The sequence below is a fragment of the Nonomuraea sp. NPDC052129 genome, assembly GCF_040680095.1.
In the GTDB taxonomy this organism is placed as follows: Bacteria; Actinomycetota; Actinomycetes; order Streptosporangiales; family Streptosporangiaceae; genus Nonomuraea.
Map to the genome: position 1 here is coordinate 139,044 of NZ_JBFAVX010000017.1, position 22,918 is coordinate 161,961.

The following is a 22,918-nucleotide window of genomic DNA, read 5'->3' on the forward strand; positions in this document are numbered from 1 at the left end:
CACTCACCACCTCCGCTTCTCCATGCTGAGCCCGAGCGCCTCCGTGGCCTGCCCAATGGTGTGGTACTGCCGCTCCGGGAGCGAGTGCAGCAGCTCCAGCACCTCGTCGGGCGCGCGCCGATGCTCGGCGTGCCGCAGCAGGTCCTCCCTAGATGAGGGGAAAGAGGTGTCATTGACCCATTCGAAGAGCTCGGCGCCCTCGGCGTGCGTGGGTTCCATGGTGGTCACTCCTCTCTAAGGCGACCTACCCCCGCCTTCATGGGCAAACATCGCGGCTGTGTACCCTGCCGAGGGTGTTCGATCCCGGTGTGAGAATCACCACCGCGCGGCTCGTGCTCCGGCCCTTCGGCATCTCGGACGCCGACCGGATCCGCTCGATCGTGCAGTCCGGTGCCCAGTTCCTGCCGCCCGGCACCCCCGGCAAGGCGTCGGGCATCGCGCAATGGCTCAAGTCCGGCGTGCACGAGCTGCGTCGCTCCGGGCAGGGCGTGCACCTGGCGATGGCCGACGCCGACGACCGCGTCGTGGGCGCCATCAGCTTGTTCAAGACCTCGTGGGGCGCGGGTACGACCGAGGTCGGCTACGGCGTGCACCCCCTCTACCGGGGCCGCGGGTTCGCGCCCGAAGCCGTACGCGGGCTGGTCGAGTGGGTGTTCGCCACCACGGAGCTGCGCAGGATCGACCTGACGGCCAACCTCGACAACCTGGCCTCGCTACGCGTCGCACAGAAAGCGGGCTTCACCTGGGAAGGCGTGCTCCGCGACGCCGCGATGGAGGACGACGGGCCGCATGATCTGGTGATGTTCGGCCTGCTGCGCGGCGACAGCCGCGTCCCGTCCGACACGCTGCCCCGCACCGAGTTGCGTACCCGGCGGCTGCTGCTCAGACAGCCGGCCGAGGCCGACGTGGCGGATCTGGCGGCCACGGGCGCCGACCCGCTCACCCAGGCCGAGACCGGGCTGCCGCGCGGCTACACGCAGGCGGACGCCCGCGCCTTCATCGGCGCCGCCGAGCGGATCCGGACCAGGGGACAGGGGATCGCCTACACCGTGGCGGAGCTGGCCGGCGGCCGTTTCGTGGCGAACGTGGACCTCAGGGACGCCGACTGGGTCAACAGATCGGCGGAGGTCGGCTACATGACCGCGCCCTGGGCCCGCGGCCAGGGGTACGCGGGGGAGGCCGTGCTGGCGATCGCCCGCTGGCTGTTCGTCACGCAGGGCTTCGGACGGCTGCAACTGCGGGCGGCGGTCACCAACATGGCCTCGCGGCGGGTGGCGGAGAAGGCGGGCTTCGTCCGGGAGGGCGTGGCGCGCAACGCGCTCCACGGGCGTGACCTGGTCGTCTACAGCCTCACACCGGCCGATCTGGCGTGACGGATCTCACCGGTCCGGCCGGGCAGGACGGGGTGGTTCGTGCGGACAGGCACACCGGACAGGCGTTCGTACCCTTTGTGAAACGCCGCGGCACCCGTCACCCTTAGTGGTGAGGCGGTGGTGCGCATGATCACAGTGGTCGGGTGGGACGGATCGGAGCTGTCGGCCAGGGCGGTCGAGCGGCTACGCGGGGCGACGCTCGTGGTGGGGCCGGACGCCATCATCGGGCAGCTCAGGCTGACCGCTTCGGTCGTGGCCGACGGGTCGCTGCTCCAGACCCTCGACAGCCACTTCGAACAGGGCGAGGGCGCCGCCGTGGTCGTCGCCGAGGGTGATCCCGGCTTCTTCGGCGTGGTGCGCAGGCTGCGCGCCCACGGGCTCAAGCCCGACGTACTGCCCGCCACCTCGCTCGTCACCCGCGCCTTCGCCTGCGCCGGGCTCAACTGGGAGGACGCGCTCGTCGTCGCCCCGGCCGGCCCGCACCAGCTCAACCGGGTCGTCAACGCCTGCCGGGCGCACCCCAAGGTGGCCCTGCTGGTCGCGCCCGGCGTCGGGCCCGGCGACATCGCCCGCGAGCTGGCTCCGACGACCCCGCGCGAGCTGATCGTCTGCGAGGACATCGGCGGACCTGACGAACGGGTCACCCACAGCCGCATGGGCGAGGCCACCACCCGGCCGTGGAAGGACCCCGACGTGGTGCTCGTCATCGACCCCCTCCACCAGGCCAGGGAGCCCGGCTGGGTGGCGGGCGCGCAGCCGGGACCGGCCGAATGGGCGTTGCCGTTCGAGAGCTCGATCCCGGCCGAGGTCAGGGCGTACATCCTGGCCAAGCTCGGCCCCCGGCTCGGCGACCTGGTCTGGGACGTGGGCGCGGGCTCCGGCGAGATCGCCGTCGAGTGCGCCCGGCTCGGCGCGGCCGTCGTGGCCGTCGAGCGGGACGAGGCGGCCTGCGCCCGGCTGCGCGCCACCGTACTCGAACACGGCGTCAAAGTGGCCCTGGCCAGGGGACAGGCGCCACCCGCGCTCGAACCGCTGCCCGACCCCGACGCCGTCTTCATCGGCGGGGGCGGGGCCGACGTCATCGTGGCCTGCGCCGCCCGCCGGCCGCGCACGCTGGTCTGCGCGCTGAAGACGGTCGAACGGGTCTCCGCGGTGCTCGACCGGCTCCGCGAGCACGGCTATCGTGCCGAGGGCACGCAGATAATCGCCTCAAAGCTCACCATTCAGCCGGACGGATCGCATAGCCTGGCCGCGGCCGACCCTGTCTTCGTCGTACACGCGACCCCCTCGCGTGTGGCGTGACCTGTTTCAACCGGCACGCATCGGTTATCCTCGCGTGTCTTGCCTACGCACCGGAGATTCCCTCAATGAAGCCCCCGCTCCTGCTCATCGGGCAGGGCTCGAACGATGACGCCGACTCCGCCGAGTTCGGCCGGTTCGTCCACAGGCTCCGATGCCGCCTGGACCAGCGGGCCGCCGACGTCTCCGGAGGCTATCTGGAGCGCGCCACGCCACGGGTGAGCGAGTCCGTCGCCTCCCTGGTCGCCCGGGGTCACCACCGTCTGGTGGCGCTGCCGCTGAGCCTCAGCCGGGTGGGCGCGGAGTTCCCCGCCGCCATGGCCAGGGTGCAGGAACGCCACCCGACCCTCATGTGCGACTACGGCCGCCCGCTGGGCCCCGACCCTCGCGTGCTCGCGCTGCTGGCCGAGCGCCTCAACGACGCCGCCACCGAGATGCCCAAGCTGCGCCCGCTGGAACTGGTCGGCGGCCGGCCGCGGCTGCGGGCCGTCGACTCGGCGACCACCGAGCTTCCCCTCCATGTCGAGCCGGGGGAGACCGCGGTCGTCCTGGTCGGCGAGGGCTCCACCGATCCGGCGGCCAACGCCGAGATCCACCGCGTCTCGCGGCTGTTCTGGGAGACGCACGCCTACGACTTCATGACGGTCGAGACCGCCTTCGTCTCGGTCACACCGCCCGGAGTGCCCGGCGGGCTCGAGCGCTGCCGCCGGCTGGGCGCCAAGCGGGTGATCGTCGTCCCGTACCTGCTGTTCGCGGGCGGGATGCTGGAGCGCGTGTGGGCGCAGGCGCTGGCCTACGGCGCCGGCCACCCCGATCTCGACATCCGTTGCGCCGAGGTGATCGGCGACTGCGAGACCCTGGCCGATGTCGTCATCGACCGTTACGAGGAAGCGCTCCAACTGGTCCCCTGACCCCTACTCGGAGGTAAGCCGTGCTCGCTGAGACGCTCGCCGCGATTCGCCCCGCCGACCCGCGCGCCATCGCCGACGCTCGGGCCTACCAGGACCGCCTCACCAAGCCGCGCGGCTCGCTCGGCGCCCTGGAAGAGGTCGCGGTACGTCTGGCGGGCGCCGCGGGCACCACCCCGCCGCCCATGCCGACCCCGGCGGCCCTGGCCATCTTCGCGGCCGACCACGGTGTCCACGCCCGGAACGTCACCCCGTGGCCGCAGGAGGTCACGATCCAGATGGTGGCCAATTTCCTGTCGGGCGGCGCGGTGGCCAACGCCTTCGCCAAGCAGGTCGGCGCGACGGTGACCGTGGTCGACGTGGGCGTCGCGGCGGACCTGCCCGACGCTCCGGGCCTGGTGAAGCGGAAGATCGGCTACGGTACGGCCGACCTGGCGGCGGGGCCGGCCATGACGGTGGATCAGGCCGTACAAGCTCTGGAAGCCGGTATCTCGGTGGCCCGCGACCTGGTGGCGGGCGGCGCCCGCTGCCTGATCACCGGCGACATGGGCATCGCCAACACCACCGCCTCCGCCGCGCTGATCTCCGCCTTCACCGGCCGGGACCCGGCCGACGTGACGGGCCGGGGGACCGGGATCGACGACGAGACGCACGCCCGCAAGGTGAGCGTGATCCGTGAGGCGCTGCGCGTGAACGGCGTCAACTCCGTCATGTCCCTGCCCAACGACGCCCTGCGGGCCCTGGCCGCCGTGGGCGGGTTCGAGCACGCGGCGCTGGTGGGCTTCATCCTCGGCGGCGCCGCGGCCCGCGTGCCGCTGATCCTCGACGGGGTCATCGCCGGGGCGGCCGCCCTCGTGGCGGCTGCGCTCGACCCCGCCGCGCTGGACCACTGCGTCGCCGGGCACCGCTCGGCCGAGGTGGGCCACACCGCCGCCCTCGGGCACCTCGGCCTGCGCCCCATGGTGGACCTGGAGCTGCGGCTGGGGGAGGGCACCGGTGGGCTGCTCGCCTACCCGCTCGTCTGCGCCGCCGTACGCGTCATGCACGAGGTCGCCACCTTCGACTCGGCGGGAGTGACCGAAAAACACGTGTGATGATGGGGCCATGTCGAGATACGGCCCCATGTACGGCCCCGATATCACCTTCCTCGGTGTCGAGCGGTGCGACGTCGGCGACCCCGCGACGTACGCGGGGGCCGACGTCGTGATCATCGGGGCTCCGTTCGACGGCGGCACCTCCAACCGTCCCGGCGCCAGGTTCGGCCCGATGGCCCTGCGCCAGGCCTGCTACCTGCCGCACGACGGCTCCAGGCCCAGCCTGGCGCTGCGCGTCGACGCGCTGCGGGACCTGCGCGTGCTCGACGCGGGCGACGTCGAGTGCTACTCCGGCGACGTCGAGTCCTCGCTGGCCGCCATCGAGGACGCGGTCCACCGCGTCGCCGTCTCCGGGGCCGTGCCGCTCGTCCTGGGCGGCGACCACACGGTCGCGCTGCCCGACGCCAGGGGCACCTCCAGGGCGTACGAGCCGGGCCGGACCTCGATGATCCACTTCGACGCGCACGCCGACACGGGCAACATCGCCTTCGGCCACCTGTACGGCCACGGCCAGCCCATGCGCCGTCTCATCGAGTCCGGCGCCATCCGCGGCGACCGGTTCCTGCAGATCGGGCTGCGCGGCTACTGGCCGGGTCCCGAGACGCTCGGCTGGATGGCCGAGCAGAACATGCGCTCGTACGAGATGACCGAGATCGTCACCCGAGGGCTCGAAGAGTGCCTGACGGAGGCGTTCGGCATCGCGCTCGACGAGTGCGACCAGATCTTCCTGTCCGTCGACATCGACGTCTGCGACCCCGGTCACGCCCCCGGCACGGGCACCCCCGAGCCCGGCGGACTGTCGGCCAGGCAGCTCCTCGACTCGGTCCGGCGGATCTGTTATGAACTGCCGGTGGCCGGTATGGAGGTGGTCGAGGTGGCTCCGCCGTACGATCACGCGGACATCACCGCGTTCCTCGGGAACCGGGTTATCCTTGAGGCGCTGTCAGCGATGGCCAGACGCCGGAAGGACGATAATGGCGGGCCCCGCTGGGATCCTCACCAGCCGCTTCTTGACGGCCGATAAATCTCTCGGTAAGACCCGGTAGGTTTACCTCTTAACACACCAAGCTTCGCGAACGGGAGATTCCCCAGCATGGGCCCCTACCTCCTCGGCCTGCGGCTTTCCGGGCGCAGGGTCCTCGTCGTGGGCGGCGGGCGCGTCGCGCAGCGGAGGGTGCCGGCGCTGCTGGAGGCAGGCGCCGAGGTCACCGTGGTGTCCACGAGCGTCACGCCCGCGCTCGACGACCTGATCGCCTCCGGCCGGGTCACCTGGCACGCCCGCCCCTACGAGGTCGGCGACTGCGACGGCGCCTGGCTCGTCCAGGCGTGCACCGACGACAAGTCCGTCAACACCGCCGTCGCGGCCGAGGCCGAGGCCAAGCGGATCTGGTGCGTGCGAGCCGACGACAAGGACGCCTCCGCCGCCTGGACGCCCGCCTCCGGGCGGGTGGACGAGATCACCGTGGCCGTGACCGCCGGCGGCGACCCGCGCAGGGCGGCCGGCATCAGGGACGCGGTCGTGGGCGCGCTGCGCGACGGCACGGTCGACGCCCGCCGCAGCCGCACCAAGCCCGTCGGAGTGGCCCTGGTCGGCGGCGGCCCCGGCGATCCCGGGCTGATCACCGTGCGCGGCCGGCAGCTCCTCGCGCAGGCCGACGTCGTGGTCGCCGACCGGCTCGCGCCCCGCGCCCTGCTCGACGAGCTGGCGCCCGACGTCGAGCTCATCGACGCCGCCAAGGTCCCCTACGGCAGGTCGCTGTCGCAGGAGACCATCAACGAGCTGCTCGTCGACCGGGCCAGGCAGGGCAAGTTCGTGGTCCGGCTCAAGGGCGGCGACCCGTTCGTGTTCGGGCGCGGCGGCGAAGAGATGATCGCCTGCGCCCAGGCGGGCATCCCGGTGCTCGTGGTTCCCGGCATCACCAGCGCCGTGGCGGTGCCCGCCTCGGCCGGGGTTCCGGTGACCCATCGCGGGGTCAGCCAGGAGTTTCACGTGATCTCCGTGCACGTCGCGCCGGACGACGCCCGGTCGACCGTCGACTGGCCGGGGCTGGCCCGTTCGCAGGGCACGCTGGTGCTCATGATGGCCGTCGAGAGGCTGGCGAAAGTGGCCGAGGCACTCCTGAGAGATGGACGCCCTCCGGAGACTCCCGTAATGGTGGTACAGGACGGTACTCTTCCGACCCAGCGGGCGGTTGTGGCTCCACTTTCCAGCGTGGCCGACCGCGTGTCCGCGGCTGGTATACGGCCGCCGGCGATCGTCATCGTCGGCGACGTCGTAAGGGTCGGCCAGGAGGTCGAGATGGTCAGAGCGGAGCGCCTGCCGTGAACACGGCCATGGATGACGGGCGGCAGGAGTCGCCTGGGGAGCAGACGTTGAGCTTCCGCGCCTTCACGGACGAGTCCGCGGCGCCGGCGGCGGCATCCGCGGCTGACGAGGAGGCCCCGGTCCCGGCTTCGGCCTCGGCCGGGGAGTCGCCCGGCGAGCCGGCGGACCCTGGGGCGTCGCCGTCCGGCGACGAGCCGTCTGACGAGGGCGACGAGCCCTCTGATGAGGCTGAGGTGTCGTCTGACGAGCCCTCCGACGAGGCTGAGGCTCCCTCTGACGAGCCATCGTCTGATGAGCCTGAGGCGCCGTCTGACGAGGAGGCTCTTGGCGGCGCCGAGGCGTCTTTTGACGAGGAGCCTTCGGGCGATGCCGAGGCGTTGTCGGAGGCTGAGGCGTGGGCCGAGTTGGTGGAGTCGGCCGCGTTGGCCGATCCCGGGGGCGATGAGCCCGCGGACGACGACCTTCGCCTCGCTGGTGACGAGCCTGAGGGGTCGGCGGATGTCCGCCCGGAGCCGTCCGCGTGGCACTTCCCGGACCCGCAGGCCGAACAGGGCTCGGACGACCTGCGGGCCGGACAGGACCCGGACGACGCGCGGGCCGAACAAGTCTCGGACACGCAGGCCGTACACGCTGGGCCCGCTGAGCCGGTCGAACCTGCTGAGCCCGTCGGTGCGGAGCAAGCCGCAGCTGAGCGGCTCCCCGCCCGGCGGGTCGAGCCGCTGCCTCCCGAGATGGTCGCCGCGCTGACGGCGGCGCTCGACGCGCTCCGCGAGAGCGTGTCCGACCTGCGGTTCGGTCTGGACCTGCCGGGCGCGGCCGAGGCCAGGCAGGCCCGCGCCGACCTGCTCGCCCAGCTCAAGGACTACGTGCTCCCGAGAGTACGGACGAACACCGCGCCCGCCCTCATCGTGGTCGCGGGCTCGACCGGCGCGGGCAAGTCCACGCTGGTCAACTCCCTCGCCGAGAAGAACATCTCCCGCACCGGCGTACGACGGCCCACCACCGGCATCCCCGTGCTGGTCTGCCACCCGGACGACCGGCAGTGGTTCACCAAGGGTGACCTGCTCGGCGGCATGCGGCGGATCGACAAGCCGTCGCCCGAGGACGGGATCGGCAGCCTCGTCGTGGTCGCGACCGAGAAGCTGCCGCAGGGCGTCGCGCTGCTCGACACCCCCGACATCGACTCGGTCGTCGAGGAGCACCACGAGATCGCCCACCGCATGCTCGACGCCGCGGACCTGTGGATCTTCGTGACCACCGCCGCCCGCTACGCCGACGCCCCCGCCTGGAACCTCCTGCGGCTGGCCAAGGAGCGCGGTGCCCGGCTGGCCATCGTGCTCTCACGGGTCCAGCCCAAGGCGCGTGAGGTCGTGCTGAAGCACTTCATCCGGATGCTCACCGAATACGGCTTGGGCGAGGTCGACCGGTTCGTCATCGGCGAGGCGAAGGTCGTCGACGGCCGGCTGCCCGATCATGAAATGACCGATCTGCGCCTCTGGCTGGCCGAGCTCTCCGTCGACGAGGACCGCCGCGCGCAGGCCGTACACGAGACGCTCAACGGTGTGCTCGACAGTTTCCGTACCCGCGTCCCCGCCCTGGCCAGGCATCTGGAGGGGCAGGTCGCGTTCCGCACCGAGCTGCGCGCGGACGTGGAGGCGGCCTACATGAGCGCGCTCGCCGAGATCGACAAGGCGACCAGGAACGGCATGCTCGTCCACGGTGAGGTGCTGGCCCGCTGGCAGGACTTCGCCGGGTCCGGTGACCTCATGCGCACGATCCAGTTCCGCAAGCGGGGCAGGTCGGGCAGGCAGGCGCCCGAGCGCGTCACGGCGTTCCGCGCGGCGCTGCGCGCCGGTCTGGAGTCGGTGATCGTCGCCGCCGCCCACCGCGCCGCCGAGGAGGTGGTCGCCCGCTGGCGGCACCGCTCGGAGGTGGGCGGCACGATCGGGGCGGGCCTCGAACGGCCTTCCGACGAGCTCGTACGGCATGCCACCCGGGCCATCTCCGCCTGGCAGGAGCACGTCACGGAGCTCGTACGCACGGAGGGTGTGGCCAAGCGGTCGGTGTCCAAGTTCGTCTCGTTCGATGCCGACTCGCTATCGTTGATCTTCATGGTTGCGATGTTCAGCGGCGGCACCGTCGAAGGCGTGCCGCACCGGCTGGTCAATGCCCTGCTCGGCGCCGAGTCGCTGCGCGGCATCGGCGCCAAGGCACTCAGTGACCTGCGAGCCAGGATCGGCATGCTGTTCGACGAGGAATCCATGCGTTACGTGCAAGCGCTCGACTCGGCCGGGATACCCGACGAGTCCACCGCGACTCGCCTCTACCAGGCGACGTACAACCTCGAGGTCGCTCGATGACCGCCGTCACCACCAGGCCGGGCCTGGCTCCGCGGCTGACCGCGCTGACCAAGATCGTTGAGCTCGGGCCGGGGCGGCTCGACCAGAAGGTGCTCTCCGAGGCGAGCGCGTTGCTGACGCGGGCCGGTGACCGGCTCAAGCTGTCGTCGGAGCACACCGTGGTCGCCCTCGCCGGTGGCACCGGCAGCGGCAAGTCGTCGCTGTTCAACGCGATCTCCGGGCTTGAGCTCTCGCCGACGGGCGTACGCAGGCCCACCACGGCCCGTACCCACGCCTGCGTGTGGGGGCTGGAGGGCGCCGCGCCGCTGCTCGACTGGCTGCAGATCCAGTGGCGCCACCGCTTCGCCCGCGCCAGCGCGCTGGACAAGGGTGAGAGCCAGCTCCACGGGCTGATCCTGCTCGACCTGCCCGACCACGACTCGATCCGGGCGCTCACCGACACCGAGGCCGACCGGCTCATCGGCCTGGCCGACCTGGTGGTGTGGGTGCTCGACCCGCAGAAGTACGCCGACGCCTCCACACACCGGCGCTACGTCACCGACCTGGCCGGGCATGACGCGATGACCGTGTTCGCGCTCAACCAGGCCGACAAGCTGTCCACCGAGGAGCTCGCCGAGCTGGTCATCGACCTCAACGACCTGCTCCGCCGCGAAGGCGTCGAACATCCCAGCGTGGTGCCCACCTCGGCGGTCAGCGGCCGGGGCATCGACAGCCTCAAGAGCGTCATCTCGGGCGCGGTCTCCCGGCGGCGGGCGGCCATCCACAAGATCGAAGCCGACCTGCGCCGGCTGGAGCGGCGCCTCACCGAGACCATGCCGGTCGGTGAGGCCCTCTCCGCGCCGGCGTCGGTCGACGAGGCCCGCAGGCTCGGCCTGACGGACGCGCTCTGCGACGCCGTGGGCGTTCCGGCCGTGGGCGAGGCCATGGAGAACGTCTACGCCGAGCGGTCGAGCCGCTGGGTGGGCTGGCCGTACCCGCGCTGGCTGGCCAAATTTCGTCCGGACCCGCTCAAGTCGCTGCGCCTGGAGGATGTCAGCGACGAGATCCGCGGCATCACGACCGGCTCGGTGAGCGCGCAGGCCGCCGAGGTGTCCAACGCCGTCCAGGCACTCGCCGACGGGCTGTCGGTCGGGATGCACCCGGTGTGGCGAACGGCGGTGCACCGTGCGGCCCGCTCCCGCTCCAGCCAACTGCCCAAGGTGCTGACCGAGGACCTCACGGAGGTCGCGCCGGAGCTCGACCGGGTGCCGGGTTGGTGGCGGATCCTGAAGATCTGGCAGTACTTCCTGGTCGGCGCCTTCGTCGGCGGACTCGCCTGGCTGGCGGTGGGGCTGACCGTCCCCGGCCAGCTCCCCGCGTCTCTCCAACTGCTCGGCGACAGCGCCGCGCTGCCTTGGGTGGGGCTGATGATGGCCTCCGTACTGGGGTTGGGGGCGCTGTCGGGCATCGCGTCACGCAACTTCGTCGTACTCGGGGCATCGAGGGAACGCGAACGCCTGGAACGGGAGATGCGCCGTCGGGTGGCGGCGGTGTCGGAGACCATGGTGGTGGAGCCGGTGGAACGCGAACTGGGCCGCCACCACGCCTTCTACAGCGCCATGCGTGGGCTGTCCGGCTGACTCCTCTGCGGGCTGGGCGGCTTTTCTCTCACGGTGCTTTGTGTGGTCGGCTTTTGGAGCGCCTCGCCTGGCCTCTTTCTGCGGGCAGCCGTCTCGGGAGCAGCCTCGTGCACGGGCAGTTATCACAGGGGCGGCTTGTCCAATGGGCAGTCACCTCAGAAGCGGCTTCGTCCACAGGCAGCCGTCCTCAAGGCGACGCTGTCCACAGAACCCCGTTCGGCCCCGCCCGCCCACGCCTACCTGAGGCACCGTACTCCCAGGCCGCGGGCACCCCGCCCGCCACAGTGGAGGCAACGGGATGAACGACATCTACATCACACTCACCGGCAACGTCGCAGCAGAGCCACGCCAATACAGCTTCGACGACGGGGCCAGGGTGACCTCACTCCGGGTGCTCACCACCCACCGTTACTTCGACAAGAGGACCGGACAATGGGCGGACGGGGAGCGAGTGTGCTTCGCGGTCCGTTGTTGGCGCGCCCTCGGTGACAACGTCGCCAAATCCGTGCAGGTAGGACAGCCCGTGGTCGTCTCCGGCAAGCTCCGCATCAGAGAGTTCGGCCCCGAGGGTGACCGGCGCTTCATGCCCGAGGTCGAGGCCAGCTCGGTGGGCCACGACCTGCGCTGGGGCACAGGTGTCTTCGCCAAGCCGGAGCGCGGCGGCGGCACCGGCTCGGTGAGCAAGGAGATGCGCGACCGCCTGGACGAGGAAACCCAGGACTGGGCCATGGGCGCCAAGCCCGCCCCCGACCGCCTCACGACAACCCGGGTGACCGCCCGAGTAGATGCCCGAATGGATGAAGGCTCCGCACCCCGCGTCGCGGAGGAGCAGAAGCGCGGCCCTGACCGTCCGACGGAGCCGCCAGCCCTGGCAGACGAGGCGATGACATCGGAGAACCGCACGGCATCGCAGCAGGACCGCCCGACTTCACAGCCCCACACGTCCGAGGAGAGCGGCACGGCAGAGGAGAGGCGTGCGCCGACTCACAGCATCAAGGACCAGATATCCGCCAGCGTGCTCGGCACCGGCTCCCGTCGCAGCCGCACCCTCGAAAGCATCACTACGGCAACCGCCACCAAGCAGAACGGCCCCGCAGCCACCAAGCAGCCCAACACCAAGCATTCCGCCTCTTCGCCGAGCGCCACCTCGCCTACCGGTGATTCGTCAACCGATCTCGCGCCCACTCACGCCGAGCCAACGGGTGCGGCGTCAGCCGCTGCGACGTCAGCAGTTGCGGCGTCGATAGGTGTCACGTCAGCAGGTGCGGCGTCGACGCGGTCCCAATCCCGAGGCGCTCCGTCTCCGGGGGGTAAGAGCGGCGGCGCGACCGTACGGATCCTGGGTGCCGACGACAACGAGACCGAGGCGGAGGACGCTGGTTGGCCGACGGAGGAGCGAGCAGCGGCATAGCGGGCGAGGACCGAGCGGTGGTGTAGCGGGCTCTGCTGCACAACGGCTCACGCATGAGCGGAGCATCGGTCGATCAAGCCGGTGCCCGCTCATGCGCCCGCAGGTAAGAGCGGGAAGGAAGGGAGGGGTCACCGGCCGTACGCGGTGATGCCATGAAGCCCCACGGGGTGGCACCGAAAATTCGGCCGATGGTGTTGCCGGGTGTCAGATTGCTAGAGCGTCTCTCAGGTCCAGGTCACGCCCTGCACCATGGCTGCTCCTTTCAGCACGGTCCACTCGCGGAGTGAGCGGGTCATTCGCCGACTACAGCACGTATGTGGTCACAACGTCAAACGTAGTTGGTTCCCATCGCGCAACGCACACTCCGCAATTAATGTGTTACACATCGTTAGTCAGGGAGGGGACGAGATGGCGGCGACCAGTCACGCCTCGGTCAAGCCTCGCAACGGTGTTTCAACGCTGGCCAGCCGTTGGCCACTACTCGGACAACGTCGTCCGCTTCTTTACTACCTGAGCGGGATCGTCATCCTGAATCTCGCCGCAACCGTCTTTTTCACGACATCTACCGAACTCCGGTGGCCGCAGCTACTGACGTTCGCCGCTCTCATGGGCTGCGGCGCGGTCTGCATCGAGGCCACCAGACGTCTGGGCATGCCCGCCGGTGTCTCCCGCGACCTGCTGTCCGCGTGGTGGTTGCCGGTGGCGTTGCTGCTGCCGCCGGCCTACTCGCTGTTCGCGCCGATCGTGCTGCAGGTCCTGCTGCAATGGCGGGTCCGTGCGACAGTCCTCTACCGCCGGGTGTGCAGCGCGGCGGTCATCGGGCTGGCGGCCTGCACGGCGTCCGTGACGTTCCACTGGCTCGTACCCGACTCGGCGGTGCTCTCGCGGGGCAGCGGACTCCCGATCCTCTGCGCCATTGGCTCCGCCGTGCTCTTCGCCCTGCTCAACACCATCCTCATCGCGATCGCGGCACACACCGCCAACCCCGACATCTCCTGGCGCGAGGTGCTCTGGGACAGGGAGAACGTGCTCCTTGACGTCGTGGAGCTCTGCCTCGGCGTCACGGTCGCGATCGCCTGCGGGCTCAACCTCGCCCTCTTGCTCCTCGCCTTGCCGCCGGTCGTCCTCCTCCAGCGCAGCCTCCTGCACGCCCAGCTCCAGGCGGCGGCCCGCACCGACGCCAAGACCGGCCTGCTGAACGCCGCCGCCTGGCAGCGAGAGGCCGACACCGAGATCGTCCGCGCCCGCCGCACCGGCGAGACGCTCGCCCTCCTGATCATCGACATCGACCACTTCAAACGAGTCAACGACACCCATGGCCATCTGGCCGGCGATCAGGTTCTCGTCGGCGTCGCGGCCACTATCCGCAGCCAACTGCGCGACTACGACGTGGTGGGCCGCTTCGGTGGAGAGGAGTTCGTGGTCCTTCTTCCGCGCGCCGACATCCACGAGGCCCGCCGAGTGGCCGAACGCCTCCGCTACTGCATCGGCCGCATGTCCGTCCCGGCGGACGATGCGATGATCTCGGTCACCATCTCGGCAGGCGTGGCCTTGATGAGCGTCCACGGCGACGACCTGATCGAACTCCTCGCCGCCGCCGACCTGGCGCTGTACCGCGCTAAAGAACTCGGCCGCGACCGCGTCTGCGTCCCCGTGATCCAACCACCGCCACCCGCCTTCCCCGAAGACCCCGCCGCTTGACCTCCCCCCGAAGTCCTCGTCGCGTGATGCCCTCCTGAAAGATCCGCTGCCTGGCACTGGGCTTCGGTGGGCTGTTGCCTGAGGTGCCTCCGAAGGGTCCGCTGCCTGGCGTCGCAGTGGGCCTTCGGTGGGCTGTTGCCTGATGTCCCTCTGGAGGGGTCGCCGCGTGATGCCGCACCGGACTTCTGCGGCCCGCTGTCTGGCGTCCTCCTGAAAAGGCCGCCGCCTGACGGCGAATCGCAATTCTCCAGTCCGCAGCCGGAATCCATCGTCGCGGCCGGGGGATTCGTGGGTGCCCTTCTGGTTGCTGCCACACGCCGAGGCATTACGTACACTTCGTAAAGTACGTACTTCACGATAACGTCGGAGTTTGCATAGATGGATCAGCAGGAGACCGAGTTCGTCGACCGCATGGGCCTGGTCATGGAGCGTTTCGGTGGGACGCGGACAATGGGCCGCCTGTATGCGTGGTTGATGATCTGCGACCCCGTGCACCAGTCGCTCACTGATCTGGCCGCGCAACTCGACGTGAGCAAGACCGCGATCAGCACGGTGGCCAGGCAACTGGAGGGCACCGGGATGATCGAGCGTGTTCCCACGTCGAGCCGTGAACACCGCTATCAGGTGGCCGGCGGTGGATGGGCACACGTCATGGGGGTTCAGCTGGCCGGGGTGCGGTCCAGCCTGGAGGCGTTGGACTTCGGGCTCTCAGTCGTCGGCGAGGGCCGACTCGAGCAGCGGGCGCGGCTGGAGGAGACCCGGGAGTTCTTCGCCTTCGTTGAGCGCGACGCGGGGGAGTTCCTCCAGCGCTGGCAGGACTATCGCGAGAAGTCGGGTGAGGAGGATCAGAGTGGTAAATGACGCATCCCTACGCTGAGGCGCGCGTCGTGGCGGCACGAAGCACGTCTCGATCTTTCAGGAACTGATCCACAACCGAAAATGGATCTACCGAGATGCGGGCCAGTGCTCCCGTCTTTAGGCGGGATGGTGCAGGCCCGCGCGTGAGTGCCCTCTGGGGCGCGAGTGTGCAGGGATCGGAACTGGTTGCGACGCCTCAATCACGTACGGTAAGGTTTCGTGATCGAACTGGCAAGCGATAACCAAGCTGGCCGCGAGATCACTTTCTGGATTCATCGGTATGACGAGGCCGCCGGGCGGGCGGTGACAGGACGTGGAGACTTGCCGGTAGGCGGGTCGGTGAAGCGTCAAGCATCCTGTTCCACGGCTCGTGCTGCTTGCGCGGCATGGACTGCTGCGTAGCAGCACGGGAATCCTCGCCTCTTCAGGGCGAGGAGCACGTCAATACCAAGGGAGAGGCGATGACCGACATCGTCGAGAGGTACAACATCCCCAAACAGCACTTCTGGCTGCACGGGCCGCGATCGGGTCAGCCGGTCGAGTACGACGCCGACATCGGAATGTGGAACGTCTATGGCTACCCGGAGCTACAGGAGGTCCTCGGGGACCCAGCGACGTTCTCCTCCGACACCATGCGCGTGATCCCCAAGGGCCTGATGCCGACCGCCGAGGAATTCTCGATGGAGGGCTTCATCACCCAGATCGACCCGCCGGAGCACGGCAAGCTGCGCAAGCTGGTCAGCAGCGCCTTCACCCGTAAGGTCGTCGCGGATCTCGAGCCGAGGATCGCCGCCCTCACTCACGAACTGCTCGACGAGGCGCAAGAACGCGGGCAACTGGAACTCGTGACCGATCTGGCCTACCCGCTTCCGGTCATCGTCATCGCCGAACTGCTCGGTGTGCCCAGCAGCGATCGCGCCCTGTTCAAGCAGTGGGCAGATGCGCTGTTCCAGCGCGACGCCAAGATCTCACTCAACAAGACCACAGAAGAACAGAACGCGGACATTCAGGCCTCGCTACGACCGTGGCATGAAATGTCTGCCTATCTCGCAGGCCACGCCGCAGAGCGCAAACGGCAGCCGCGTGCCGACCTGCTCACCAGGCTGGTCGAGGCCGAGGTGGACGGAGAACGCCTTCCCGACATCCAGGTGGTCAACTTCGCGATCATCCTCCTGCTCGCTGGGCACATCACCACGACGATGCTCCTCGGCAACACGGTGCTCTGCCTGGACGCCTTTCCCGAGCAGCAGGACAAGGTACGGGCTGACCGCGACTTGGTCCCGGCCGTCATCGAGGAATCTCTCCGCTTCTTCACCCCATTCGCCGCCCTCGGCCGCTCCACCACCCGCGAAGCCGAACTCGGCGGCGTGACGATACCGGCCGACCAACTGATCATGGTCTGGCCCGGACCGGCCAACAGAGACCCTCGTCAGTTCCCCAACCCCGACATCTTCGACCCCGGTCGCGACCCCAACCCGCATCTCGCCTTCGGCCGCGGCATCCACTTCTGCCTGGGTGCCCCCTTGGCCCGGTTGGAGGGACGGGTCGCCCTGAACATCCTGCTCGACCGGTTCAGCCCCCTGCGCACCGATCCGAACGATCTCGTGGACTTCATGCCCGCGCCGACCATGACAGGAGTGCGCCGCCTTCGATTGATCTGACCATTTGCGTGCGGGGCTGCCTGGTCGAGGTGCGCAAGCAACTCGTCCAGAACGGCCTCCCGCGCGCGCCAACGGTCGGCCAGGGGCGTGTCCGGCGATGCGATCCAGCCGGTGAAGCTGGGTGGGGTGGCCGACCTCGCCCGTGGCCTGGCCGATCCGTCGACGATCACCTGTACCGACAACCCCAAGGAGTTGGGGCTGCGGTGCGCCGATCTCGGGTTGTGGCGCGGCGGACGGGGTCGTCTCTGTGGCGACAACCCGAGTTCGGGATCACGCCGGCTGCTGATGGCCGACACCCTGCGGAGGCCGGCCATGCCGATCGTCAGGTGGCACGTACGGCGAACAAGAAGAGGTTCCAGGCGGCCGGCTGTGCAACGCGGCGGTGGATGATGGCGAAACAAACCGTCGTCGTCCACCTGAGCACTCGCCGGACATGTGTACCTGCGCCCGAAACGCTTGCCGGGCATGGGTCTCTGCGCCCGAAACGCTCGCCGGGCATGGATCCCCGCGCCCGAAGCCGTTGCCGGGCATGTACTTCAACGACCGAAACTGTCGTCGGAGATCGCCCACTATCCGATGTGGCGCCTGCCATCTCATGACCGTCCGGTGGGGCGGCGGAAGCCCGGGTCGAGAGCCCCTAAGCTAGATGCCATGCCGGAGTACATCTATACGTTGCAGCGCGTGCGCAAGGCGCACGGCGACAAGGTTGTCCTTGACGACGTCACGCTGTCGTTCCTGCCCGGAGCCAAGATCGGCGTCCTGGGTCCGAACGGCACCGGAAAGTCGACGCTGCTCCGGATGATGGCCGGCCTGGAGCAGCCGTCCAATGGCGACGCCAAACTCATGCCGGGCTTCACCGTGGGCATGCTCCAGCAGGAGCCCCCGCTCAACGAGGAGAAGACCGTCCTAGGCAACGTCCAGGAGGGCGTAGCCGAGACGCTGGAGATGCTCGAGCGCTACAACGCGATCGCCGAGCAGATGGCCACCGACTACAGCGAAGAGCTGCTCGCCGAGATGGGCAAGCTGCAGGACCAGCTTGAGCACCGCAACGCGTGGGACGTCGACAGTCAGCTCGAGCAGGCCATGGACGCCCTGCGCTGCCCGCCGCCCGACGCCGACGTGACCACGCTGTCCGGTGGCGAGCGCCGCCGTGTCGCCCTGTGCAAGCTGCTGCTGGAGGCCCCCGATCTCCTGCTGCTCGACGAGCCCACCAACCACCTCGACGCCGAGAGTGTGCAGTGGCTGGAGCAGCACCTGGAGAAATACGCGGGCACCGTCCTCGCCGTCACCCACGACCGCTACTTCCTCGACAACGTCGCCGGGTGGATCCTGGAGCTCGACCGCGGCCGCGCCTACGCCTATGAGGGCAACTACTCCACGTACCTGGAGGCCAAGACACAGCGCCTCAAGGTCGAGGGGCAGAAGGACGTCAAGCGTAAGAAGCGCCTCGAAGACGAGCTTGAGTGGGTCCGCTCCAACCCGAAGGCCCGCCAGACCAAGAGCAAGGCCCGTCTGCAGCGCTACGAGGAGATGGCGGCCGAGGCCGACAAGCACCGCAAGCTCGACTTCGACGAGATCCAGATCCCGCCGGGCCCGCGTCTCGGCACCACGGTGATCAGGTCCGAGGACCTCACCAAGGGGTTCGACGACCGGGTGCTCATGGAGAAGCTGACGTTCGACCTGCCGCGCAACGGCATCGTCGGCATCATCGGCCCCAACGGCGTCGGCAAGACCACGTTGTTCCGCATGGTCACCGGCAGTGAGACGCCCGACAGCGGGTCGATCGTCGTCGGCGACACCGTCAAGATCTCCTACGCCGACCAGAGCCGTGGCGGCATCGACCCGAACAAGAACGTCTGGGAGGTCGTCTCCGACGGGCTCGACCACATCAAGGTCGGCAACGTCGAGATGCCGTCCCGCGCCTACATCGCGGCGTTCGGCTTCAGGGGGCCCGACCAGCAGAAGAAGGCCGGCGTTCTGTCGGGCGGCGAGCGCAACCGCCTCAACCTGGCGCTCACCCTCAAGCAGGGCGGCAACGTCCTCCTGCTCGACGAGCCCACCAACGACCTCGACACCGAGACGCTCTCCTCGCTGGAAAACGCGCTCCTCGACTTCCCGGGCTGCGCGGTCATCACCTCGCACGACCGGTGGTTCCTCGACCGCATCGCCACGCACATCCTGGCGTGGGAGGAAGGGTCGAACTGGTTCTGGTTCGAGGGCAACTTCGCCGACTACGAGAAGAACAAGATCGAGCGCCTGGGCGCGGACGCCGCCCGCCCCCACCGGATCACCTATCGCAAGCTCCACCGCGACTAACTTCCGCCCCCGGCCGGGAGCGCACGAGTTTCCTCGACACTCCCGGCCCTGGACATCTGCGGCCATTAGCGCACAGACGTCTGCGGTCATCAGTGGCCGGTAAATCTTGGCGCTCATCCGCCGTACGGGACCGGGGTGCGTGTCGTTGGAAGTGGTTGGGCATTTCTGACGGTGTACGCTCCGCGCGGTCAGGCTCGGCTGGCGCGCGCGAGGACTGCGGGCGGGCCGGGCTCGGGCCGCCCGGGGTGTGGGTTGTCGGCGGTGGCGTGCTGTTTCCGTTGGTTTAGGCCTAGCCCGGTGTGTCGCGTGCCCCATGCGGGGCGTGTGCCGCTGGACGTGGCTGGCCGGCTTTCGGTGGTTCCCGAGTTCGATCGGTTCTTCGGCCCGCCGAGGGCGGTCGTTCTCCGGTCTTCCGGAATTCGGTCAGCCTTCGGTCGCCGAGGGCGGTCACCCTTCGGCCGCCCAGGGCGATCGTCCCTCGCTCTTCCCGAGCTCGGTCGTCCTTGGTCCGATGAGGGTGGCTGGCCTTCGCTGTCCCAAGCTCGGTCATCCCTTCGGACCGCCGAGGGCGGTCGGCCTTCAGCCGACTTCAGGGGGCTGTCAGCCTTCGGCCGACTCTAGGGCGACGGTGACAGGAGTGCGGGCGGGGCGGCGCCATGGGCCGTTGAACAGGACGATCGCCGGGATGAACAGGATCAGGCAGCCGAGCGAGATGAACAGCCAGATCTGCCAGTTCGTTGCCTCGACCACCCGCGGGATGACGACCAGCCCGATCACGGCGATGCCTTTGGTGAGGAACCCGAACAGCCCCCAAGCCGTGCCCTGCAGTCGCGGGTCGGCGTCCTCCGCGTCCTCGGAGTAGTTGGCCATCCAGGGTGCGTACGCCACGCCGAGCGAGCCGCCGAGCAGCGCGCCCACCAGCATCAGCGTGCCTGTCGAGACACCTTCCTGCCCCAGCGAGACGGCGAGGTAGGCCGTGACGAGCACCGCGGCGATCGTGCCGCCCAGTGAGAACGGCTTGCGCAGTTGGGTACGGTCCGAGAGACGTCCGGTGATGATCAGTGTGATCAGGTTCAGGCTCCAGAACGCCGCCATGATCGTGGACGCCTGGGCGGTGCTGATGCCGAGCGCTCCGACGAGCATCGTCTGCCCGAACAACGACAGCGTGAGGTAGAGCACCAGCCAGAGCGAGATGCCCACCACGTGCGCCCAGATGTTGCGCCTGGCGAACAGCGAGCGGAGGCGGGCCGGCTGGCTCAGGTCGACCACCTGGGTGGCGGCCTGTTCGGTGTGCTGGATCCTGGCCCGCAGCTCAGGGGAGAGGTCGGCGATGTTGAAGGCGATGACGAACGAGATCACCAGCGAGAAGCAGCCCATGATGACGAACTGCGAGCGCCACGAATCGTGGAAGATCGGCAGCGTCCAGCCCGCGATGGCCGCGGCCAGGAAGTTGGCGCCGACCGGTCCCCAGGTCCAGAAGCCGAACGCCTGCGCCCGGCCGAGCCGGGGCGAGAAGTCGCGTACCAGGGGCGCGGTGCTGGCCATGGCCACGCCGTCCACGAACGCCAGCAGGATGCGGGCGAGCAGCAGGTCGCGCGGGCTGTGCACGAGCGTCATGACGAAGCAGCACACGGCGGTGAGCATCATCAGGGGCACCAGCAGCCGCACCCGGCCAAGCCGGTCGGTGAGTCGTCCGCCCAGGATGGAGGCGATCGCCCCGGCGATGGCCGCGGCGCCCGACACGGCGCCGTAGGTGGCCAGCGTCATGTGCAGGTCCTTGAGGAGCAGCGGGACCACCGGCGCGATCTGCGCCTCGTAGGACCCGATGAGGATGGCGAGCACGGCCATCGTGAGGATTTTCATGCGTCGGGCGCCGGTGGGGTACTCGTCGAGTTCGCGGACGTAGGACAGCCTCATGACTCGCCTCTCTCGTCGTACAGGCCCCCGTCATGAGTTCTAGAAGGTAGCTCTAGAATCCATTTCTGAAATGCTGCTCCTCACAACGCCCCACGTCAAGAGTGCGGGACGCTCCGCTAAGATCTAGAATCGAATTCTAGGAAGGGAGTCAGTGTGGACCTGGAACTGGATGGGCTAGAGGTGACCTTCGATCACACGGCCGTGGCGGCGCCCCGCATCCGGGACCTGCTGCCGATCTATCGCGACCTGCTCGGGGGCCGCCACCTGGGCGGCGGTGGCGATAACCGTTCGAGCGGCTACCGCACTCTGCAGCTCACCTATGAGGGCGGCGGCAAGGTCGAGCTGATGGAGCCGCTGGCCGGTTCGGACTTCTTCGACAGCTTCTTCGAGCTGACCCGCGGCAGAGGCGGCGTCCACCACCTGAACTTCCACGTCAACGACCTCGACGCCGCTGTGGCCAGGCTGACCGGGCGCGGCTACCGGCTTCACGGCCTGAACGTCCGCGACCAGCGCTGGCGTGAGGTGTTCCTGCATCCCAAGGAGGCGCACGGCGTGCTGATCCAGCTGGCCCAGGCGGGACCTCGCGGCGCGGAGCACCGGCCGTCGCTGGACGACGTGCTCGACGGCCGTGGCCGCAACGGCAACGGAATCCCCAGCCCTTGAGGTTCGCCCGAATCTAAATCTAGAGTTTCATTCTAGAACTAGATTGGGGAGGCCGATGAAGCCCGTACCGAGGCCCACGCCGGAGACGCAGCCCTTCTGGGACGGCACGGCGGCCGGAGAGCTCGGGATCCAGCGTTGCCGGGCGTGTGCGCGGCACTACTTCTATCCACGGCCCGACTGCCCGCACTGCGGCTCCGCCGACGTGGAGTGGGTGCGGGCCAGCGGCCACGCGACCTTCCTGGATTCATCGGTACGACGAGGCCGCCGGACGGGCGGTGACAGGACGTGGAGACTTGCCGGTAGGCGGGTTAGTGAAGCGTCAAGCATCCTGTCCCACAGCTCATGGCGCTTACGCGGCATGGACTGCTGCGTAAGCAGCGCGGGAATCCCCGCCTCTTCAGGGCGAGGAGCATGTCAGTCGTACGTGATCAACCACCATCCCACGCCCGGCCTCCCACACACTCGGCGTCACACTCGCCTGGCTCGACGGGACCGGCGTGGGCGGGTCGTCGTTCCTCTTCCATGTACGGCATGCGGCCGCGGCGATCCGCGCCGGGCTCTGCCACACCGTGTTGATCACTCACGGCGAGTCGGGGCGGTCCCGGGTGGGCGCGGCGCGGTTCGGGATGGGGGCCGACTCGCTGTTGGGGCAGTTCGAGCTGCCGTACGGGGTGGCGGGGCCGCCGACGCTGTTCACGCTGACGGCGCTGCGGTACATGAAGGAGACCGGGCTCACGCACGAGCAGCTCGCCGAGGTGGCGGTCGCGCAGCGGCGGTGGGCGCACCTCAATCCGCGCGCGATGTACCGGGAGCTGATCACGGTCGAGGACGTGCTGGCGTCTCGGCTGGTGGCCTACCCGTTCCACCTGCTGGAATGCTGTCTGGTGACGGACGGGGGCGGCGCGCTGATCGTCACCTCCGAGGATCGGGCCAGGCGTGAGCCGGTCCACCTGCTCGGCTCGGGTGAGGCGGCCGACTCGCCGATCATCTCGCAGATGGAGGACTTCACCACGTCCAAGGCGTTCCGGCTGTCGGGGGAGTCGGCCTTCGCCGAGGCCAAGATCTCGCATGTGGACGTGGACCATGTGATGGTGTACGACGCGTTCGCGCACGTGCCGATCTACGGGCTGGAGGATCTGGGCTTCGTCGGGCGGGGTGAGGCGGGGGCGTTCATCGCCGAGGGGCACACGTCGCCGGGCGGTCGGCTGCCGCTCAACACCAACGGGGGCGGGCTCTCGTACACGCATACCGGGATGTACGGGATGTTCGCCATCCAGGAGGCGGTCCGGCAATTCCGCGGGGAGGCCGCCGCCCAGGTGCCGGGGGTGGAGGTGAGCGTGGTGCTGGGCAACGGCGGCATGTTCGCCACCGCTGCCACCTTGATCCTTTCGAACCGGCTGTCATGACGGGAG

Annotated in this window: 17 protein-coding genes and 1 pseudogene; 16 read left to right on the forward strand and 2 right to left on the reverse strand. The window is 69.3% G+C overall.

All coding sequences use genetic code 11. From position 1 onward, the window contains the following. Positions 1–3: 3 nt before the first annotated feature. A complete protein-coding gene (locus AB0L53_RS32520; protein ID WP_364002011.1) occupies positions 4–219 on the reverse strand; it encodes a DUF2795 domain-containing protein in 216 nt (71 codons plus the stop codon). 89 nt (positions 220–308) lie between these two features. Between AB0L53_RS32520 and AB0L53_RS32525 the strand changes: the two genes are divergently transcribed. From AB0L53_RS32525 to ettA, 13 genes are all read left to right on the forward strand, one after another. Continuing rightward, positions 309–1,373, forward strand: coding sequence for a GNAT family N-acetyltransferase (locus AB0L53_RS32525; protein ID WP_364002014.1), 1,065 nt, complete (start codon positions 309–311; stop codon positions 1,371–1,373). Between the two features lie 126 nt (positions 1,374–1,499). Then, the gene (locus AB0L53_RS32530; RefSeq protein WP_364002017.1) at positions 1,500–2,675 is read left to right on the forward strand and encodes an SAM-dependent methyltransferase; all 1,176 of its coding nucleotides are present in this window, start codon (positions 1,500–1,502) and stop codon (positions 2,673–2,675) included. A gap of 65 nt (positions 2,676–2,740) precedes the next feature. Continuing rightward, on the forward strand, positions 2,741–3,583 hold the full coding sequence (locus AB0L53_RS32535) for a sirohydrochlorin chelatase (protein ID WP_364002020.1): 843 nt from the start codon (positions 2,741–2,743) through the stop codon (positions 3,581–3,583). 20 nt (positions 3,584–3,603) lie between these two features. Continuing rightward, a complete protein-coding gene (gene cobT, locus AB0L53_RS32540; RefSeq protein WP_364002023.1) occupies positions 3,604–4,674 on the forward strand; it encodes a nicotinate-nucleotide--dimethylbenzimidazole phosphoribosyltransferase in 1,071 nt (356 codons plus the stop codon). A gap of 10 nt (positions 4,675–4,684) precedes the next feature. After that, on the forward strand, positions 4,685–5,698 hold the full coding sequence (gene speB / locus AB0L53_RS32545) for an agmatinase (protein ID WP_364002026.1): 1,014 nt from the start codon (positions 4,685–4,687) through the stop codon (positions 5,696–5,698). Positions 5,699–5,767: 69 nt separating this feature from the next. Beyond that, positions 5,768–7,000: a uroporphyrinogen-III C-methyltransferase gene (cobA, locus tag AB0L53_RS32550; RefSeq protein ID WP_358449531.1), complete on the forward strand. Its 1,233-nt coding sequence runs from the start codon at positions 5,768–5,770 to the stop codon at positions 6,998–7,000. Next, complete coding sequence (locus tag AB0L53_RS32555; RefSeq protein ID WP_364002029.1) at positions 6,997–9,360, forward strand: dynamin family protein; 2,364 nt, start codon at positions 6,997–6,999, stop codon at positions 9,358–9,360. The genes cobA and AB0L53_RS32555 overlap by 4 nt, the downstream gene beginning before the upstream one ends. After that, positions 9,357–10,979 carry an ABC transporter gene (locus AB0L53_RS32560; protein ID WP_364002032.1) on the forward strand — a complete coding sequence of 541 codons (1,623 nt, stop codon included), beginning with the start codon at positions 9,357–9,359 and terminating at the stop codon, positions 10,977–10,979. Before AB0L53_RS32555 ends, AB0L53_RS32560 begins: the two co-directional genes overlap by 4 nt. A 298-nt stretch (positions 10,980–11,277) precedes the next feature. Further along, a complete protein-coding gene (locus tag AB0L53_RS32565; protein WP_364002035.1) occupies positions 11,278–12,390 on the forward strand; it encodes a single-stranded DNA-binding protein in 1,113 nt (370 codons plus the stop codon). Between the two features lie 408 nt (positions 12,391–12,798). Then, complete coding sequence (locus AB0L53_RS32570; RefSeq protein WP_364002038.1) at positions 12,799–14,091, forward strand: GGDEF domain-containing protein; 1,293 nt, start codon at positions 12,799–12,801, stop codon at positions 14,089–14,091. A gap of 378 nt (positions 14,092–14,469) precedes the next feature. Further along, positions 14,470–14,952, forward strand: a complete 483-nt coding sequence (locus tag AB0L53_RS32575; protein WP_364002041.1) for a MarR family transcriptional regulator — start codon at positions 14,470–14,472, stop codon at positions 14,950–14,952. Between the two features lie 458 nt (positions 14,953–15,410). Continuing rightward, a complete protein-coding gene (locus AB0L53_RS32580) occupies positions 15,411–16,610 on the forward strand; it encodes a cytochrome P450 (RefSeq protein ID WP_364002044.1) in 1,200 nt (399 codons plus the stop codon). A 651-nt stretch (positions 16,611–17,261) separates the two neighbouring features. Continuing rightward, positions 17,262–18,926, forward strand: coding sequence for an energy-dependent translational throttle protein EttA (ettA, locus tag AB0L53_RS32585; RefSeq protein ID WP_225292519.1), 1,665 nt, complete (start codon positions 17,262–17,264; stop codon positions 18,924–18,926). A gap of 600 nt (positions 18,927–19,526) precedes the next feature. Here ettA and AB0L53_RS32590 read toward each other — a convergent pair. After that, complete coding sequence (locus AB0L53_RS32590; RefSeq protein WP_364002047.1) at positions 19,527–20,843, reverse strand: MFS transporter; 1,317 nt, start codon at positions 20,841–20,843, stop codon at positions 19,527–19,529. Between the two features lie 153 nt (positions 20,844–20,996). Between AB0L53_RS32590 and AB0L53_RS32595 the strand changes: the two genes are divergently transcribed. From AB0L53_RS32595 to AB0L53_RS32605, 3 genes and pseudogenes are all read left to right on the forward strand, one after another. Continuing rightward, positions 20,997–21,506, forward strand: coding sequence for a VOC family protein (locus AB0L53_RS32595; protein ID WP_364002050.1), 510 nt, complete (start codon positions 20,997–20,999; stop codon positions 21,504–21,506). Between the two features lie 55 nt (positions 21,507–21,561). Further along, positions 21,562–21,702 (forward strand): annotated as a pseudogene (locus AB0L53_RS32600) (zinc ribbon domain-containing protein); the annotation flags it as partial. 301 nt (positions 21,703–22,003) lie between these two features. Continuing rightward, on the forward strand, positions 22,004–22,912 hold the full coding sequence (locus tag AB0L53_RS32605; protein WP_364002053.1) for a thiolase: 909 nt from the start codon (positions 22,004–22,006) through the stop codon (positions 22,910–22,912). Positions 22,913–22,918 lie beyond the last annotated feature (6 nt).